Here is a 16417-nt window from a genome sequence, read left to right as displayed (position 1 = left end):
ATCATACACAAAAGAAAGGGGGAACGCGCATTCCTCTCCCACTTACTCCCTTTGGTCGTTGAAGTGGGAGTCTCCTGCGCGAAATAGGATGAATCGAGCGATGAGTGGACAGAATGACAAATTTATTATTATTTTAAAAAATTTGTCGATCAATTGCAAGCCGAAATCTATACGGAAGCCGCGGTTTTTTCATCCGCGTTCTCCGTCCGCTTCGGGAGCCGACGATCATGCAAAAGCGCGGCCAGCACCGCCAATAAGGCAAACAATGCTAACATCATGATGAGCAGCTTCATTCCAAACAGATCGGCGACCGAGCCGCCGATGACCGGTCCGATCATCCGTCCGGCCGTGGCCGTTCCGTTGACGATTCCTTGGTAAAACCCGGCCTTCCCCGGCGGCGCCCATTCGTTCACCGCGGCCGGAATCGCCGGCCAGACGATCATCTCGGCGATCGTGAGCACCATCATGGACGCGGCAAACTCTGCAAACGAATGCGCCCCCAACAGCATGGCAAACGAAACGGCGAAAATCAGAAAACCGATCACGATTTGCCGCTTCAACGTCGGCATGAAGCGGCGGATGACCGCTGACAACAGCGGCTGGGCCAAGACGATCAACGCGCCGTTGATCGTCCAAAGCAAACTGTACTGCCCGACCGGTATCCCGAGCTCGCGCGTATAGGCGGCGATCGTCGTCGACCATTGGACATAGCTCAACAGCACAGTCCATAGCCGGCGCAAAGAAGGACGAGGGCGCGGATGTGTGCCCGGGACGCCTCGTCCCCCGTCCGGCCCTCCCGCTCTTTTTTCCGCCGCGGCGGCAACGGAACGCGGCGCAGCCCAGCCACAACCGTAAACAAAAACGCGGCATACAACAAAAGGTTGGCGAAAAAAACGAGCGAGAACGAATATGAAGCAACAAGCCCGCCAAGCGCCGAACCGACGGCGACGCCGATGTTTTGCGCGACATACAAGGCGTTGAACGCCCGCCGTCCCCCTTCCGGCCAAATCGCCCCAGCGTACGCCGACGCCGCCGGAAAGACGACGCCGCTGCCAACGCCGACAAACGCCAAAAACACCGCATAATGCGGCCAACCGTGCCAAACGCTTAAGCCGGCAAGCGCGGCCATCGTCAACACCGCTCCGGCCAACAAAACGCGAAACCCGCCGATCCGGTCAAACAAAAAGCCACCGGCCAAGCTGCCGATGACGCTTCCCCCAGAGTTGAGCATGAGCACGACACCAGCGACAGCGAGCGGCTGGCCGAGCTGTTCGTGCAAATAGATCGTGTTTAGCGGCCATAGAAACGACGCCCCTGTCACATTGAGCGCCATGCCGACAAGCAGCCACCAAAGAGCGCGGGGCATCGGTCATCATCCTTTTCTGGCTTTTATTTTGAGTTCCGAAATAATTGTAGGGGAAAACAGGAAAAAATGCAATCAAAAAGGCGGAGCGTTCCGATGCGTCCGCCACTTTTTTGCCAAACTAACTCCCCACGGAAACAATGGCTTTTGAAGCGGTGCTCCTGCGCGAAAAGAAGAACAAGACGGAGCGGCTTCCGGCCCTTTGGCTTGTCGTCACCCGTTCCGCTGCTTGGAGCGGATCGGTTGGCCGCCCGTTTCCTCGTATTGCTTTTTCGCCAGCTTCACCGGGTCAAAGTCTTGACCAAGCTCAAGATCGTTATTGTTTTGGCCGCTAGGTGTTTTTTGTTCCGGATTCGTTTGTTTCAAGCGTCGCTTCATGTCGTGTTCCTCCTCGTTTCAGCGGTCAAGCAAAATCATGTCGTTTTGCAATTGCTCCAGTTGGAGCCGCATCCGATGCAGCTGCTCGCGCTGCTGGGCGTTGCAGCTTCGCGCCAAGTGCGCCAAATCGATGACCGTCTGCTCGAGCATCTGCTGGGCGTTGGTGTATTCGGTGATGTTGTAATGCTCCTGCTTTTGCGCTTCTGTATATTGCTCTTTCGCGTAGCGGATCACATCTTCACACCGCTGCAAAAATTCCTCAATGGATTGTCTTGTCGCCATGCGCTCACCTCGTTTCGTGATATTCCCTCATGTTTACTATGCGCCGCATAGGCCGGCCGTATCACGCCAATGATTGGCAGCGATCGATTTTCCATGAAGTTTTTGTTACAATGCCGACGTGGGGATCTTCGTTCAGCTCAATCAGGCCGATGTCGGTCAGCTCAAGGTTTTCTGTCACGTCGGCGCAGAGGATGGCGAGGCTTTAGAGGACTGGTGAAAAACGACCGATTTCGCCGAACCCGCTGTTTTCGGCTGAAAGAGAAGCGTTGATGTTACAGGACTTCCCCATTTGAGAAGAAAGTCCGTTTTCCGCGACTTTTCACTAAATCACCAGTCTTTTAGGGAAAAACGATGGCATCCGGCATCTTTGGCGCAGCGACACGCCTGCCAACGTAAACGATGAAACGATCACAAGGAGGGGCCAACCGATGGCTTTGATGAACATTTTGCCGTTTGCCCGCTTTTTGCTTGATCAAGCGGTCAACGAAGGCGACATCGCCGTCGACGCGACCGTCGGCAACGGGCACGACACCGTGTATTTGGCCGAACGCGTCGGGGAGACAGGCCATGTGTTCGGCTTTGACATTCAGCCTGAGGCCATCACCGCCGCTTCCGCCCGCCTCGCGGAACATGGGCTATGCGGGCGGGCGACGTTGTTCGAGCGAAGCCATAGTGAACTGCTTGAGGCGCTTCCCGCCGATGTACACGGGCGCATCGCCGGCGCGGTGTTCAACCTCGGCTATTTGCCGGGCGGCAATAAGCAAATCGTCACCCAGCCGGAATCGACGATCGAAGCGGTCCGCCAGTTGCTTTCCGTCATGAAGCCGGGCGGCGTCATCGTTCTTGTCGTCTACCACGGCCATCCGGAAGGAAAGCGCGAACGCGACGCGCTCCTTGATTACGTCCGTTCTCTTGATCAACGGCGCGTCCATGCCTTGAAATACGAATTCATCAATCGGCAAAACAACCCGCCGTTTTTGCTCGCGCTCGAGAATCGGGCGGATGGGGGCGCCTGATTCCGTCCGATCCGCCGACGAACCACTGCTCTTGCCAATACAAGCAAACGGCCGCCCTTATGAAAAGGACAGCCGTTTTTGCCGCTCCTGCCAAAAGCGGTATGCTTTTCCGTTCCAATAGAAAAACTGCGACGCCGCCCCGCCGGCGCGGACGAGCCGGCGCGCCAGCCGGCGCAGCCCGCGCTGCTTTTTCACCTTGGCATCCGACAAATACAACCCAAGAAGCCCTCGGTGAATAAGGCGGTGAAACTCGCCGTGCGGAAGGGCGCCGACATGGCGGTCGGCCTCTTCGATGAAATGGCAAAGCCGCTCAAGCATCACCGTTTCATTCGGATAGTAAAAGCAAAAGTTTAAATCGCCGCCGTCCCGGTCTTCCTCCTGGTCGATCAAATAGTCGAGCAAAATGTGCAGTCCTTGAATGTACGGAAAATAACCGTCGCGCACTTGTCTCGCCATCTCCGGCGGCAGCGATTCGCCAAACGCATAGGCGACGAGGCAGAAAATGCCGAGCGTCGAACCGGAGCAGGCGGAAAACTCATACCATTCCATCGGCGGCAAGGCGTCTTTGTATTGCGCGAACCATTTCTCCAGCCGCGGCACCCGATCGCTCGCTTCGACATGTTTATGCACTTGCAAGTCGCAATAATATCCGGCCAATTCATGCAAAAATGGGGCGATCGTCTCATAATGGCGCACCGTCTCGAGCACCTCTTGGCACGTGCGGACGAGCGCCGGCAAATAGCCGCCGTCTTCCTGTTCGCGGCGATGGCGGTAATAGTTCGACGGCTCCGCGCCGATCGTCAAAGCGTCCGGCATCGAATCGTGCAAGGCGCGAAAGTCGAGCGGATCGAGCGAAGTGCTGCGGTCGCACAAATTATCCAAATAATCGCTGATCGTCTGGTAAGCCACGATAAAGCGGATGCAATCCTCCATGTTTTCTCCGGCCAAGAGCGCCAAAATGGAGCCGCCTTCGCAATGGAACGTTTTCGAAGCGATGCTCGCCAAGGCCTGGCGCCGCAATTCCGGGTCGGGAATGCGCTCGGCCTGGCGCCGCCAATAGGCAAGCTCGCGGTGGACAAGCGGAAGCACGTCACGATACACCATTTTCATCAAGGCGATGGGGTTTTTCGGAATGTTCAATCGGCTCACCTCAGGTGCAAACACCATGGTCTCGTCTCCTAGCATTTCCATCTTATCAGCAACCAAAATCGTTTCGCGTCTGAACAGCCTGCGATCTCGTCTTCCAGTATTGCCATCAATGCGGCCGGGGCAAACCATAAAAGGGTTGGCGATGGAATGAAAAAACCGCTCAACAACGGTTCTTCTCACGTTGAGAAGCTTTGTGAAATCGGATCTTCTTTCCCGATCCCAACCACTCATCGGGCGAAACGAAACGTTTTTCACCAATCCCGATCAGGCGCGCTCACTTTCGTTGGCGATTTGGACGCAGCGTTGTACAATACATGGTGAACGATCGATTTTGCAGCAGAAAGGAACGAACGCCCATGATTTACCCATACAAAGGCAAAACGCCGCAAATTGCCGCCTCCGCCTTTATCGCCGACTATGTGACGATCACCGGCGATGTCGTGATCGGCGAAGAGACGAGCATTTGGTTCAATACCGTCATTCGCGGCGATGTGGCGCCAACGGTGATTGGCAACCGGGTCAATATTCAAGATAACTCAATTTTGCATCAAAGTCCAAACAATCCGCTTATCATTGAAGACGGTGTAACAGTCGGCCATCAAGTCATTTTGCACAGCGCCATCGTTCGCAAAAACGCGCTCATCGGCATGGGCTCGATCATTTTGGACCGCGCGGAAATCGGGGAAGGCGCGTTTATCGGCGCCGGCAGTTTAGTGCCGCCGGGCAAAAAAATTCCGCCCAACACGCTCGCCCTCGGCCGGCCGGCGAAAGTCGTCCGCGAACTGACGGAAGACGACATCCGTGAAATGGAGCGCATACGCCGCGAATATGTCGAGAAAGGGCAGTATTACAAAGCGCTGCAGCAACAGCGGACATCGTGCGCCAACAAAAAAAGAGCTGCCGTGATCAGGCAGCTCTTTTTCTTTCATCACTTGTCCGCCAACGCCAGCGCTTGTTCTTTCAACAAGGCGGCTTTGTCGGTGCGCTCCCACGGCAGGTCGATGTCCGTACGCCCAAAATGGCCGTAAGCAGCCGTCTGTTTGTAAATCGGGCGGCGAAGGTCGAGCATTTTGATGATGCCCGCCGGGCGGAGATCGAAGTTGTTGCGCACGACCTCAATCAAAATGTCTTCCGACACTTTGCCGGTGCCGAACGTATCGATCGAAATCGAAACTGGGCGGGCGACGCCGATCGCGTAGGCAAGCTGCACTTCGCATTTGTCGGCCAGTCCTGCCGCGACGATGTTTTTCGCGACATAGCGGGCCGCATACGCCGCCGAGCGGTCGACTTTCGTCGGATCTTTGCCCGAGAACGCGCCGCCGCCGTGGCGGGCGTAGCCGCCGTACGTATCGACGATGATTTTGCGCCCCGTCAACCCAGCATCCCCTTGCGGACCGCCGATGACAAACCGTCCTGTCGGGTTGATGAAGTATTTCGTGTTCTCATCAAGCAGCTCTGCGGGCACGACCGGCTTGATGACCTGTTCTTTAATGTCGCGCTCGATTTGCTCTTGCGTAATTTCCGGATGGTGCTGCGCGGAAACGACGATCGTATCGACGCGCACCGGTTTGCCGTTTTCATCGTATTCGATCGTCACTTGCGTTTTCCCGTCCGGCCGCAAGTACGGCAAGACATCCGTTTTGCGCACTTCCGCCAATCGGCGCGCCAAGCGGTGCGCAAGCGAAATCGGCAACGGCATCAATTCTTCCGTCTCATTGCAGGCGAACCCAAACATCAATCCTTGGTCGCCGGCGCCAATCGCTTCAATTTCCTCGTCAGTCATCTGACCTTCGCGCGCCTCAAGCGCCCGGTTCACCCCCATCGCAATGTCCGGCGATTGTTCGTCAATCGACGTCAGCACCGCGCACGTATCGGCGTCAAATCCGTATTTGGCGCGCGTGTAGCCGATCTCCCGGACCGTATCGCGGACGATGCGCGGAATGTCCACGTATGTTGATGTCGTGATTTCCCCGCTCACGAGCACCAGCCCGGTCGTGACGCTCGTTTCGCAGGCGACGCGGGCGTTCGGATCTTTTTCCAAAATGGCATCCAAAATGGCGTCAGAAATTTGGTCGCAAATTTTATCCGGATGTCCTTCCGTCACAGACTCTGAAGTAAACAAGCGGCGTTTGGCTGACATTCGGTTTGTTTCCTCCTCTTGGCATAATGTGGCAACACGGAACTCATTTCCCTTTTTCCCTTCGCAATATAAAAAACCTTTCCTGTAACGGCTGAGGAAAGGTCATGGCAATCGTATTGCTTCCTTTCACTCTTATCGTTCAAGGACTGCGCCTTGCCACAGGTTAGCACCATTTCACACATGTACAGTTGTGACGGTTGCTGGGCTTCATCGGGCCTGTCCCTCCACCGGCTCGGGATAAGAGTATCCGTTCAATGACTTATCTTATCGCAATGGAATCGGCAAAGTCAACTATCAAAATTCATTTTTTATCATTTCCAGCCGAGAAAATTCTTTCCTCAAGGAAATCGACACATTGGGCAAAATAAAGTTTGAAAAACCCACACAATTAGTATGGACTATTAATAAAAATGTGTTATACTATTTTCAAGAGTGATTTCAAAAAGAAGGCAGGTTTTGAATATGGGGATCGCAAACATGACGAATAAGCTTGATGTATTGCTGCAAAAACCGTACGTGCATCATCAACTGTCCGTCGCCGAGCTCGTCGAGAAAGTCCTGCAGCGGAACGAAGGACGGCTGACGCACACCGGAGCCGTCGCGGTCACGACCGGCAAGTACACAGGGCGGTCGCCGAAAGACAAATACATCGTCGAAGAACCGTCAACGAAGCAAACGATCGACTGGGGAGCGGTCAACCAGCCGATGTCTCCGGAGACGTTTGATAAACTGTACGACAAAGTGCTCGACTATTTAATGAAGAAAGATGAACTGTTCGTGTTTAAAGGCTTTGCCGGCGCCGATCCGAAATACCGGCTGCCGATTCAAGTCGTCAACGAATTCGCCTGGCACAACTTGTTCGTCCATCAGCTGTTCATTCGGCCGAACGCCGAAGAGCTCGCCGTGCATGAGCCGCAATTCACCGTCATTTGCGCGCCGAACTTTAAAGCCGACCCGAAAGTCGACGGCACGCGCTCGGAAGCGTTCATCATCATCTCGTTTGAACGGCGCACCGTGTTGATCGGCGGCACCGAGTATGCCGGCGAAATGAAAAAATCGATTTTCTCGGTGATGAACTATTTGCTGCCGGAACAAGGCATCCTGCCGATGCACTGCTCGGCCAACGTCGGCCAGGAAGGCGACGTCGCCCTCTTTTTCGGCTTGTCGGGAACGGGAAAAACGACGCTCTCGACCGACCCGAACCGCCGCTTGATCGGCGATGATGAACACGGCTGGTCAAGCCGCGGTATTTTCAACATCGAAGGCGGCTGCTATGCGAAATGCATCAACCTATCGCGCGAGAAAGAGCCGCAAATTTTTGACGCCATCGGCTTCGGCGCGGTGCTCGAAAACGTCGTCCTCGATGACGCGACGCGGGTGCCGAATTACGACGACGGCACGCTGACGGAAAACACGCGCGCCGCCTACCCGCTTCAGGCGATCCAAAACATCATCGACCCGAGCGTCGCCGGCCATCCGTCCACGATCGTGTTTTTGACGGCTGATGCGTTCGGCGTCCTGCCGCCGATCAGCAAGCTGACGCGCGAACAAGCGATGTACCATTTCTTAAGCGGCTACACAAGCAAGCTCGCCGGCACCGAACGCGGCGTCACCGAACCGGAAGCAACGTTCTCAACGTGCTTTGGCGCACCGTTTTTGCCGCGCCCGGCCGTCGAGTACGCGGAAATGCTCGGGCAAAAAATCGCCGAACACAACGTCCGCGTCTTTTTGGTCAACACCGGTTGGACAGGGGGGTCGTACGGCGTCGGCAGCCGCATGAAGCTCGCCTACACCCGGGCGATGGTGCAAGCCGCCGTCGAAGGGGAGCTCGACAACGTCGAAACAGTCAAAGATCCGATTTTCGGCCTCGCCATCCCAACCCGCGTCCCCGGCGTGCCGGATGACGTCCTGCAGCCGCAAAACACATGGGCCGACAAACAAGCATACGAACAAAAAGCAAAAGAGCTGGCGCAAAAATTCCGCGCCAACTTCCAAAAATTCGCCCACATCGATCCGTCCATCGAAAAACTCGGCGGACCGCTCGTGTAACAAGAACACGGCCGGACAGGGTATTCCCTGTCCGGCTGTTTTTTATTTCTTTCCGTTGCTTTGGGCCTCCCATTTCGCCTCCTTCCCACGAAAATCGGGAGGATTTTTCATTCCGATGCCGAACAAATCCTTGACAAACAAGGGAAGTTGTGGTAATAAAAAATAGACTCTGCACAAGAATAAGGGGGAGGCTTCCATTGCTTCAGTATATCCATTCGCCTTTAGGAAATTGTTGAAAATCCATCCGCTTTCCTTCGCCCCCTTGCTTGGGGGCGCGACAAAGAGCGCGTTTTATCAAAAACTGAAGAGCTGGCTTTTGGTTCGTGTTTACGATTCCATCACCAATCGTTTCGATGATCAAAGAGAGGATTGAGGAGGAGAAATCACGGGAACTATTTTGTGAGCTCCCTCTGTAAATGATCACTTTATTTCAGAACAAAGCAAAGGAATCAGTCTTGCTTCATCATATGGCAGAGTGCAAACCGAAGGATTGTTTGCGCTCCTGCCTTTTCAACATTAGAATCAAAACGCCAATCGGGACGATGAACGTCACCGACAAATTCTGTCAATAGACTTTACCCTCGATGGCCGTAAGGTTCGAACGCATAAAATGATTGTCGTCGATCCCCCGGGGTTTTGGCACGATTGGGGGTCGACGACAATGCGAAGGCGGGTTTACTTCTTCAGCTGTTCAATCTTTTCCGCCGGCAACCCGGTCAGCTCGTGGATCGTGTCGACATCGTACCCTTTCGCCAACATTTTCTTCGCGATGTCGATTTTCCCTTCCTCGATCCCTTTTTGGCGTCCCTGTTCAATCCCTTGCTTCATCCCTTGCTTTATTCCTTGTTTCAACCCTTGTTCGATTCCTTGTTTGACTCCTTGTTGAATGCCTTTCTCGATTCCCCGCTGTTCGTATGAGATGATGAGCTCCATCACTTGTTTCGCTTCCTTCGTCTCCATTTGGCTCACCTCGTTTCGCAGTTGGATTTCCTCCGCTTCGGACAACCGCAAATACGTTTCAAAAAACCCAAACAACAGCCGCTGCTTCGCCTCATCGAGCTCGAGGCGGACTAGGATGCGCAAAAACTCCTTTTTCACTTCCACCTTCTCGCTTTCATTATACCCCATTTTGCTTAACAAGGCGGCGGCAACCGGATTGTCACGGCGGATGTACTCGCGCCACGGCAGTTTGCGCAGTTCCACCGTCAGAAAGCGGAAGTCAAGAACCGTCAAAAATGGAAATTGAATCATCAATGAGGAAGGTTCGTCGTGGCGTTCGTCGTAGCTGAAAATGGCGATCGGGAGGATGCGGCGGCGGTGTTTTTGAAACAAGCGGCTGAAGTAGAGGAACATTCGCTCGGGGAACGTCCGCTGCTTATAGCTTTGATGTTCGACGTGAACGATGACGAGCCCGTCCTCCCCTCTTACCTTTGTTTCGACCAACAAGTCGACGCGGTGCTTTTCCCCAGCTGTCACGTCGGTGAACAGCTCTTCGGAGAGAAAGGAAAGATGATGGACGTCGATGTGCTCGTACACGTCAGGAAAGAAAAGAAGCAAAAAGTCTTCGAAAAACGTCGACAGCAGCTCCTTGAACAACCGGTCGTGATCGATTCGCTTTTTCGCCACGTTTTCCCTCCTTGCGGCATCGAATTCATCGTATGATATTCGCTCTCCGCGGCCAAACTCCTTCTCCTCCCCCCTACTTTTTTATGGTATGATCAAACGTCGCACAGGAAGTCCTCAAGCAAAGGCTATTTTTATGCTTGTCTGAATCGGCCTGACGCCACAAGTTAACTATAGACGGAAAAAACTTGAGCCAAGAGCGCAAACCGTTCTTCCGTTTGCGCTCCTGTCCGATGAACCCGTTCAGCTCTCATTCAGCCGCTTCGTGGTGTGCAGCCTCGTTCAATTCGTCGAATACAGGCTGACGAGCTCATACGTCACCGTCGTCCGGCTGTCTTTCCACTCAAGCTTTCTCACGACCGCAACGCCGCTCGCTTCGCTTTGCACCGTCCGGCGCACTTCAAGCGGCACGTCAAGCGGATACAAGCGGTATCCTTCTTTTTCCAACACAAACACATTTCCTTGAACGCGCTGTTCCTTTCCTTTTGTCACAATGACCGTCTGCAGCTCCATCGGCATGCCCATATGATTCCAACCTCCTTGGCACCCCATCGATTCGTTGGCGGCCGCGCCGCCACCCGAGCGGCGCACGCAGCCGCCCCTCTAGTTGTATCGTATCACATCGTCGGCTGTTGTTTCATCCATTCCGTGAGCCTTTGCACCGTCTCGCGATTGGCTTGCGGCGGAAAATAGTGGGTGAACTCAGGGAAGTACCAAGCCGTGACCGGTTTGCCGAGCTGCTTCAGCCGCCGTTCCAGCCGCCAGGCGTGCTCAATCGAGACGTTCTCATCGCGCTCGCCGTGGATGATGAGCACCGGGGCCTTGAGCCGTTCCAGATGATAGAGCGGCGTGCGGTGCCGGTAGCGCTCCGGGCATTTGTTCGGCGTCCCGCCGATGACGCGCTTCATCATCCGCCGCAAGTCAGGCCGCTCCCAATACGTAAGCTCCATATCCGCCACCCCTCCCCAGACCGCCACCGAACAGACCCCCTCGGCCATTAGGGCGGCATGGAGCGCCATCGCCCCGCCGCGGGAGAAGCCGAACATGTGAACGCGCCCGGGATGGACGAGCGGATGGCGGCGAAGGAGATGAAACCCAGCGAGCGCGTCATAACGGTCTTCACCGGCGAAATCTTCGTTTCCTTCTCCGCCCCCATTGCCGCGATAGAGCGGAGCGAAGACGACAAACCCGTGCGAAGCGAATTGGACAAGGCGCGGCACTCGCACCTGCCCCACATTTTTAATCCCGCCGCGCAAATACAAGAAGCCGTCATACACCTTATTTTGTTTCGGCGCCGCTAAAAATCCTTTCACCTTCAGCCCTTGGGACATATAGGTGACAAAGAACACATCGATTCCCGGATGCGGCGACGGAAACCGGTATTGGTCGATGATGTCCCCGTCCATACGCCTGCCTCCTTCCTATGCGAAAACAGATGATGCGAACCACCCGTCATCATCCCCCAACGCCTTCTTTCATTAGGACAAGTGGGGATGTCCGACTGCCTCGCCGCTCTTGCATGCCTCCCCTTGGCCGAGCGTCATCTTGAAAAAGCCCTGGAGCGCGAGGAGCGTCCCGACCGCCGCCCGTTCTCGGCTGACCGCCCATTTTTTCTAGGCATTCACACATTTTTGCTGCGTGCATACGATAAGGTGAAACCACGGTTTACCGCATGCGAACCAAGGGGGTTAACGAACATGAAAAAATGGGCCGTATGGTTATGCTCGCTTCTCTTGCTTTTGCCGCTTTCCGCCTGCACGAATGACGGGGGCCAAAGCGAAAAGCCGCTCCAAAAAGTGCGGCTCGCCGAAGTGACGCACTCGATTTTTTACGCGCCGCAGTACGTCGCCCTGGCAAAAGGCTTCTTTCAAGAAGAGGGGCTGGATGTCGAACTGACGACGACATGGGGCGGCGACAAAACGATGACGACGCTGCTTTCCGGCGGCGCGGACATCGCCCTTGTCGGCTCGGAAACATCCATTTATGTCTATGCGCAAGGGACGGACGATCCGGTCATCAATTTCGCGCAGCTCACGCAAACCGACGGGACGTTTCTTGTTTCCCGCGAGAAAATCGACCACTTTACATGGGAGATGCTGAAAGGAAGCACGTTCCTCGGCCAACGGAAAGGCGGCATGCCGCAAATGGTCGGCGAGTTTGTGCTGAAAAAACACGGCATTGACCCGCATCAAGATTTGAAGCTGATCCAAAACGTTGATTTCGCCAATATCGCCAACGCCTTTGCGAGCGGGACGGGCGATTTCGTCCAGCTGTTTGAACCGACGGCGAGCATTTTTGAACAAGAAGGAAAAGGCTATATCGTCGCTTCATTCGGCACCGAATCCGGGCGCGTGCCGTACACGTCGTATATGGCGAAACGAAGCTACATCAAAGCGAACAAAGACGTCATTGAAAAATTTACGCGCGCGATCTACAAAGCGCAGCAATGGGTCGAATCGCACAACGCCGCCGAGATCGCGAAAGCTATTCAGCCGTATTTCAAAGACACCGATTTGGCTTTGATCGAAAAAGTCGTCGACCGGTACAAAAGCCAAGGGACCTACGCGACCGATCCGATTTTGGATGAAGAAGAATGGAACCACTTGCAAGACATTATGGCCGAAGCCGGCGAGCTGCCGAAGCGCATCCACGTTGACACGCTTGTTGATTCGTCGTTTGCCAAAAGCGCGATGAACAAGTGACGAAAGCGGGTGAACGAAATGTTTCTTGTCATCGACCGCCTCTCGCACACGTATTTGACAAAAACGACCGCTGTCACTGCACTCGATGATGTGTCGCTGTCCGTCGAGAAAGGGGAGTTCGTCTCCTTTCTCGGCCCTAGCGGCTGCGGCAAAACGACGCTGCTTTCGATCATCGCCGGATTGATCGAACCAACGGAAGGGGCGGTGCTCATAGAAGGCGAACCGCTCTGGTCGGGCGGATCGGACGCCCAAACGGCGCGGCGTGCGGTCGGCTACATGCTTCAGCAAGACTACCTATTCCCTTGGAAAACGATCGAGGAAAACATTTTGCTCGGACCCCACATCACGGGAACGTTGACGCCGGAAACGAAAAAGCGGGCGCTCGCCCTGCTCGCTGAGATCGGCCTTGGCGGCGTCGAGTCGTATTACCCGAGCCAGCTGTCCGGCGGCATGCGCCAGCGCGCGGCGCTTGTGCGCACGCTCGCGACTGATCCGAAACTGTTGTTGCTCGACGAGCCGTTTTCCGCCCTCGACCAGCAGACGAAGCTGAAATTGGAAGAGCTCGTCTGGGCGACGCTGCGGCAATACGAAAAAACAGCCGTCTTGGTCACCCATGACATCGAAGAAGCCATCGCCATGAGCGACCGCATTTTCTTGTTTTCACCGCGCCCTGGGCGCCTTGTGCGGACGTTTGTCATCCCGGATGAACTGCGCGGCCGCCCGCCGCTTGCCGCCCGCCAGCATCCGGCGTTTTCGCCATTGTTCCAATCCATTTGGAAGGAGATGGAGGACCTTGAAGCCGCTCCATGATCGCATCGAATCGCTGCACCGTGAATACCTCGCCGCATTGCGCAAAGAGCGGCGGGTGATCCGCCTTTGGCAGACGGCGCTGCTTGTCGCCTTTTTCGCCGTCTGGGAAGCGGCGAGCCGCTTCCATTGGGTCGATCCGCTCCTATTCAGTTCGCCGTCCGCCATCGCCAAGCTGTTTGGCGAAAAACTTGGCGATCATTCGCTGTTTGTCCACACGTGGGCGACATTGTTTGAAACGTTGCTCGGCTTTCTTATCGGTACCGCCGGCGGGGCGCTCATCGGCGCGGTCCTTTGGTGGTTTCCGCGCCTGGCGAAAACGCTCGATCCGTATTTGGTCGTCTTCAACGCCATGCCAAAAGTCGCCCTCGGGCCGATTTTGATCGTCGCTCTCGGACCGGGATTTACGTCCATCATCGCCATGGGCGTCGTCATTTCCATCATCATCACGACGATTGTCGTCTATTCGGCGTTCCAAGAAGTTGACCCGAACTATTTGAAAGTGCTGCGGACGTTCGGCGCCACCCGCTACCAATGCTTTAAAGAGGCGGTGCTGCCGGCGTCGTTCCCGGCGATCATTTCGACGTTGAAAGTGAACGTCGGCCTCGCTTGGGTCGGTGTCATCACCGGAGAGTTTCTCGTCTCCAAGCAAGGGCTTGGGTATTTAATCATTTACGGCTTCCAAGTGTTCAACTTCACGCTCGTATTGATGAGCCTGCTCATTGTCGCTTTGTTGTCGACTGTTATGTACCAACTTGTTGCCATCGTCGAGAAAAAATGGGGCAGCCGTCGTTAAGAGACGTTCGTAAACGATCGACGGGCGTCTCTTTTCATTCCTGACGTCGGGCCGGCATCCGCCCATCCCCCCTTGGCTTCTTCCTTCATGGAACCGGATGACCAACAAAAGCCGTCTAAAATCATCACCGTTCTCCGCTTCTTTCCCCTCGGCTGATCAGTCCGCGCTGTTTCAACTCGGCAAGCGAAAGCGAAAGGACATCGTCTTTCATGATATAGCTGAACCGTTCATCCGTGCGGATGTCATCCGGCAGCGCCTCAAGCAGCACCGGGCCGTTCGTTTCCAAATACGACCCCCGCTCGACGAGCGCAGCGATGTCGGCAAAATACATGTTTTTCACGATATCGGGCTCCACTTCATATTGGCCGATGTATTCAAGCCGGCCGACGATTCCCCCCGTTTCTTCCATCACTTCGCGGGCCGCGGCTTCCGCCGCTGTTTCCCCTTCTTCCACCTTGCCGCCGGGAAACTCAAGGCCGCGGCGCGGATGATCCGTCAACAGCCATCGCCCGCCATAGCGGCAAATGACCCATACATGCCCGGGGGAGGGGGAAAACGGATGATCCGCAAAGGCCAGCCGAACGCGATGTCCGTAGTAATCGCGAAATTCATGCATCGGACTCTCCCCTTTCCTCTCCCCATTATACAGAAAAACGCCGCTCGACTCGCGGCGTTTACTCTTCTTTTTCGTCCGGGAGAATGCCCATCGAGCGGATGTGCGCTTTCGCTTCGTCGTTGCCGAGCTCATAAATCATTTTGTAAATGTCGACCATCGTCCGGTCGTACGCATCGTTTTCCCGATCATAGTGGTATTGGATGTACGGCACATGGGTGCGCCAAAACGCCTGCCAGTCGGTGGAGTAGTTTTGGTCAAAATACTCGCGCAGGCGTGCGATTTCCTCGTCGGTCGCCTCAATTTGAAAGTCCCACGCGATGCCGTTTTCAACTGGGAAATTTCCCCGTGCGCCATTGAGACGTAATACGTCTTTTTTTGTTCATCTGCACCTTCATCCACTCCTTCTTTTGCTCTTTTTGCTTAGTGTGGGGCAATCGGGGAAAACTATGCTCATTTTATTTCATCTTTCAACAGCTCGATCGCCTTGCGCAGCACGGACGGGATCGGAACGCCCGCCCGGCCGGCGTTTTCCACAATCGAGATAAACTCATTGGCGATATAGAAAAAAATGATCGCATCGCGGATGACATGCATGTTCCATCCAATGGCCAAATCGACGAGATGCGATGCCGCCACCAGAATGAAAATCAACAGTTTGCGGATGATGCCGCGAAAGCCGACTTGACTTGATAGCTTGCCTTCAACCGCGCTGGCGGCGATGCCGGTGAGGTAGTCGACAATGACCAAAGCAAGCAAAATCACGACAAATGAGTCCACGCTGCCGACAAACAGCGACAAAAACGAACCGAACAGCGACACGGCAACCATCGGGATCGGCTTGTTCACGCTCCCCCCTCCTTGAACATAGGATACGCGTAACTATCGTATGCCCGGTGAGGAGAACGCGACGCGGCGCATTCCCTAAAAAATCGCCCTTTTTCGACAAAGACAGGACAAAGCAAAAGGCCGTCCCCCGGCCTGAGGACAGCCTCCTCTTCTTATCGTCCTAAGAACGATTTCAACATCCAGACGTGTTTTTCCAAGCTGCGATGAATGCCAAGCAGCATATCCCCCGTCGTTTCATCGTTCACTTCATCCGCCAGCTGCATGCCTTCTTTCAATTCGCCGATCATCGTTTCAAAGTCGCCGACAATCGAAGCGACCATTTGCTCCGCCGTTTCCGTCCCGGCTGCTTCTTTGACGGACGCCTGCTTGAGGCAGTCTTTCATCGTCGCCACAGGCTTGCCACCCAAGGCCAACAGCCGCTCGGCCAGTGCGTCAATGTGGGTCGCGGCTTCGTTGTACAGCTCTTCGAATTTTTCATGCAGCGTGAAAAACTGCGGCCCGGTGACATACCAATGATAGTTGTGCAATTTCACGTACAACACAGTCCAGTTGGCGATTTGCTTGTTGACAAGATCGATCAGTCGAGTTGTCATCCTCTCACTCCTCCTTATGGTTCTTGTACCCAGCTGGCTTGTTGGTCAACTACCCCC

15 protein-coding genes, 3 pseudogenes and 1 riboswitch are annotated in these 16417 nt (G+C 54.9%); of the genes and pseudogenes, 6 read left to right on the top strand and 12 right to left on the bottom strand.

What is annotated here, in order from left to right; genetic code table 11:
• Nucleotides 1-167: 167 nt before the first annotated feature.
• The 3 genes and pseudogenes from I656_RS0116385 to I656_RS03330 all read right to left on the bottom strand — a co-directional run bounded on the left by I656_RS0116385 (nucleotide 168) and on the right by I656_RS03330 (nucleotide 2023).
• Nucleotides 168-1366, bottom strand: a pseudogene (locus I656_RS0116385) (MDR family MFS transporter).
• A 210-nt stretch (nucleotides 1367-1576) separates the two neighbouring features.
• Complete coding sequence (locus tag I656_RS03325; protein WP_013144424.1) at nucleotides 1577-1741, bottom strand: hypothetical protein; 165 nt, start codon at nucleotides 1739-1741, stop codon at nucleotides 1577-1579.
• A gap of 18 nt (nucleotides 1742-1759) precedes the next feature.
• Nucleotides 1760-2023 (bottom strand): YtzC family protein, encoded by a 264-nt coding sequence (locus tag I656_RS03330; RefSeq protein WP_020756188.1) that lies wholly within the window; start codon nucleotides 2021-2023, stop codon nucleotides 1760-1762.
• A gap of 428 nt (nucleotides 2024-2451) precedes the next feature.
• Between I656_RS03330 and I656_RS03335 the strand changes: the two genes are divergently transcribed.
• Entirely contained in the window at nucleotides 2452-3039 is a 588-nt protein-coding gene (locus I656_RS03335; protein WP_014196591.1) for a class I SAM-dependent methyltransferase, read from the top strand.
• A gap of 57 nt (nucleotides 3040-3096) precedes the next feature.
• On the opposite strand, the gene I656_RS03340 is transcribed toward I656_RS03335, so the two are convergent.
• Nucleotides 3097-4206 (bottom strand): tetraprenyl-beta-curcumene synthase family protein, encoded by a 1110-nt coding sequence (locus I656_RS03340; protein WP_015375658.1) that lies wholly within the window; start codon nucleotides 4204-4206, stop codon nucleotides 3097-3099.
• Between the two features lie 338 nt (nucleotides 4207-4544).
• On the opposite strand from I656_RS03340, the pseudogene I656_RS18185 reads away from it, so the two are divergent.
• A pseudogene (locus I656_RS18185) lies at nucleotides 4545-5060 on the top strand (gamma carbonic anhydrase family protein); the annotation flags it as partial.
• A gap of 56 nt (nucleotides 5061-5116) precedes the next feature.
• On the opposite strand, the gene metK reads toward I656_RS18185, so the two are convergent.
• Nucleotides 5117-6328, bottom strand: a complete 1212-nt coding sequence (metK, locus tag I656_RS03345; RefSeq protein WP_014196594.1) for a methionine adenosyltransferase — start codon at nucleotides 6326-6328, stop codon at nucleotides 5117-5119.
• A 129-nt stretch (nucleotides 6329-6457) separates the two neighbouring features.
• A riboswitch (SAM riboswitch) is annotated at nucleotides 6458-6572 on the bottom strand.
• Between the two features lie 218 nt (nucleotides 6573-6790).
• Here metK and pckA point away from each other — a divergent pair.
• Complete coding sequence (pckA, locus tag I656_RS03350; protein ID WP_033006351.1) at nucleotides 6791-8377, top strand: phosphoenolpyruvate carboxykinase (ATP); 1587 nt, start codon at nucleotides 6791-6793, stop codon at nucleotides 8375-8377.
• Nucleotides 8378-9052: 675 nt separating this feature from the next.
• On the opposite strand, the gene I656_RS03355 is transcribed toward pckA, so the two are convergent.
• The 3 genes from I656_RS03355 to I656_RS03360 form a co-directional block, all read right to left on the bottom strand.
• A complete protein-coding gene (locus I656_RS03355) occupies nucleotides 9053-10003 on the bottom strand; it encodes an Rpn family recombination-promoting nuclease/putative transposase (protein ID WP_015375660.1) in 951 nt (316 codons plus the stop codon).
• Between the two features lie 279 nt (nucleotides 10004-10282).
• Nucleotides 10283-10525 (bottom strand): DUF2584 domain-containing protein, encoded by a 243-nt coding sequence (locus I656_RS0116375; protein ID WP_015375661.1) that lies wholly within the window; start codon nucleotides 10523-10525, stop codon nucleotides 10283-10285.
• 92 nt (nucleotides 10526-10617) lie between these two features.
• Nucleotides 10618-11406, bottom strand: a complete 789-nt coding sequence (locus tag I656_RS03360; RefSeq protein ID WP_020756178.1) for a S9 family peptidase — start codon at nucleotides 11404-11406, stop codon at nucleotides 10618-10620.
• 291 nt (nucleotides 11407-11697) lie between these two features.
• Between I656_RS03360 and I656_RS03365 the strand changes: the two genes are divergently transcribed.
• Genes I656_RS03365 through I656_RS03375 form a run of 3 tightly spaced genes read left to right on the top strand, consistent with a single transcriptional unit; the run spans nucleotide 11698 to nucleotide 14305 of the window.
• Nucleotides 11698-12702 carry an ABC transporter substrate-binding protein gene (locus I656_RS03365; RefSeq protein ID WP_033006350.1) on the top strand — a complete coding sequence of 335 codons (1005 nt, stop codon included), beginning with the start codon at nucleotides 11698-11700 and terminating at the stop codon, nucleotides 12700-12702.
• An 18-nt stretch (nucleotides 12703-12720) separates the two neighbouring features.
• Nucleotides 12721-13512 carry an ABC transporter ATP-binding protein gene (locus I656_RS03370; RefSeq protein WP_015375664.1) on the top strand — a complete coding sequence of 264 codons (792 nt, stop codon included), beginning with the start codon at nucleotides 12721-12723 and terminating at the stop codon, nucleotides 13510-13512.
• Nucleotides 13496-14305, top strand: coding sequence for an ABC transporter permease (locus I656_RS03375; RefSeq protein ID WP_020756175.1), 810 nt, complete (start codon nucleotides 13496-13498; stop codon nucleotides 14303-14305). The genes I656_RS03370 and I656_RS03375 overlap by 17 nt, the downstream gene beginning before the upstream one ends.
• A gap of 124 nt (nucleotides 14306-14429) precedes the next feature.
• On the opposite strand, the gene ytkD is transcribed toward I656_RS03375, so the two are convergent.
• The 4 genes and pseudogenes from ytkD to I656_RS03390 form a co-directional block, all read right to left on the bottom strand.
• Nucleotides 14430-14921 (bottom strand): RNA deprotection pyrophosphohydrolase, encoded by a 492-nt coding sequence (ytkD, locus tag I656_RS03380; RefSeq protein ID WP_020756173.1) that lies wholly within the window; start codon nucleotides 14919-14921, stop codon nucleotides 14430-14432.
• A 58-nt stretch (nucleotides 14922-14979) separates the two neighbouring features.
• A pseudogene (locus tag I656_RS0116370) lies at nucleotides 14980-15275 on the bottom strand (hydrolase).
• A gap of 96 nt (nucleotides 15276-15371) precedes the next feature.
• Entirely contained in the window at nucleotides 15372-15767 is a 396-nt protein-coding gene (locus I656_RS03385; protein WP_011232332.1) for a holin family protein, read from the bottom strand.
• Nucleotides 15768-15919: 152 nt separating this feature from the next.
• Nucleotides 15920-16360, bottom strand: a complete 441-nt coding sequence (locus I656_RS03390; protein ID WP_011232333.1) for a Dps family protein — start codon at nucleotides 16358-16360, stop codon at nucleotides 15920-15922.
• Nucleotides 16361-16417: the final 57 nt, after the last annotated feature.

Origin of the sequence: Geobacillus sp. WSUCF1, assembly GCF_000422025.1 — a bacterium.
In the GTDB taxonomy this organism is placed as follows: domain Bacteria; phylum Bacillota; class Bacilli; order Bacillales; family Anoxybacillaceae; genus Geobacillus; species Geobacillus zalihae.
Note: the sequence above shows the minus strand (reverse complement) of the source record. Positions and strands in the feature narration are given on the sequence as shown.

What these genes read in the sequence shown, in the direction of transcription:
- I656_RS03325 (WP_013144424.1), bottom strand. Translation starts at nt 1,741, where the DNA reads ATGAAGCGACGCTTGAAACAAACGAATCCGGAACAAAAAACACCTAGC.
- I656_RS03330 (WP_020756188.1), bottom strand. Translation starts at nt 2,023, where the DNA reads ATGGCGACAAGACAATCCATTGAGGAATTTTTGCAGCGGTGTGAAGAT.
- I656_RS03335 (WP_014196591.1), top strand. Translation starts at nt 2,452, where the DNA reads ATGGCTTTGATGAACATTTTGCCGTTTGCCCGCTTTTTGCTTGATCAA.
- I656_RS03340 (WP_015375658.1), bottom strand. Translation starts at nt 4,206, where the DNA reads ATGGTGTTTGCACCTGAGGTGAGCCGATTGAACATTCCGAAAAACCCC.
- metK (WP_014196594.1), bottom strand. Translation starts at nt 6,328, where the DNA reads ATGTCAGCCAAACGCCGCTTGTTTACTTCAGAGTCTGTGACGGAAGGA.
- pckA (WP_033006351.1), top strand. Translation starts at nt 6,791, where the DNA reads ATGGGGATCGCAAACATGACGAATAAGCTTGATGTATTGCTGCAAAAA.
- I656_RS0116375 (WP_015375661.1), bottom strand. Translation starts at nt 10,525, where the DNA reads ATGGGCATGCCGATGGAGCTGCAGACGGTCATTGTGACAAAAGGAAAG.
- I656_RS03360 (WP_020756178.1), bottom strand. Translation starts at nt 11,406, where the DNA reads ATGGACGGGGACATCATCGACCAATACCGGTTTCCGTCGCCGCATCCG.
- I656_RS03365 (WP_033006350.1), top strand. Translation starts at nt 11,698, where the DNA reads ATGAAAAAATGGGCCGTATGGTTATGCTCGCTTCTCTTGCTTTTGCCG.
- I656_RS03370 (WP_015375664.1), top strand. Translation starts at nt 12,721, where the DNA reads ATGTTTCTTGTCATCGACCGCCTCTCGCACACGTATTTGACAAAAACG.
- ytkD (WP_020756173.1), bottom strand. Translation starts at nt 14,921, where the DNA reads ATGCATGAATTTCGCGATTACTACGGACATCGCGTTCGGCTGGCCTTT.
- I656_RS03390 (WP_011232333.1), bottom strand. Translation starts at nt 16,360, where the DNA reads ATGACAACTCGACTGATCGATCTTGTCAACAAGCAAATCGCCAACTGG.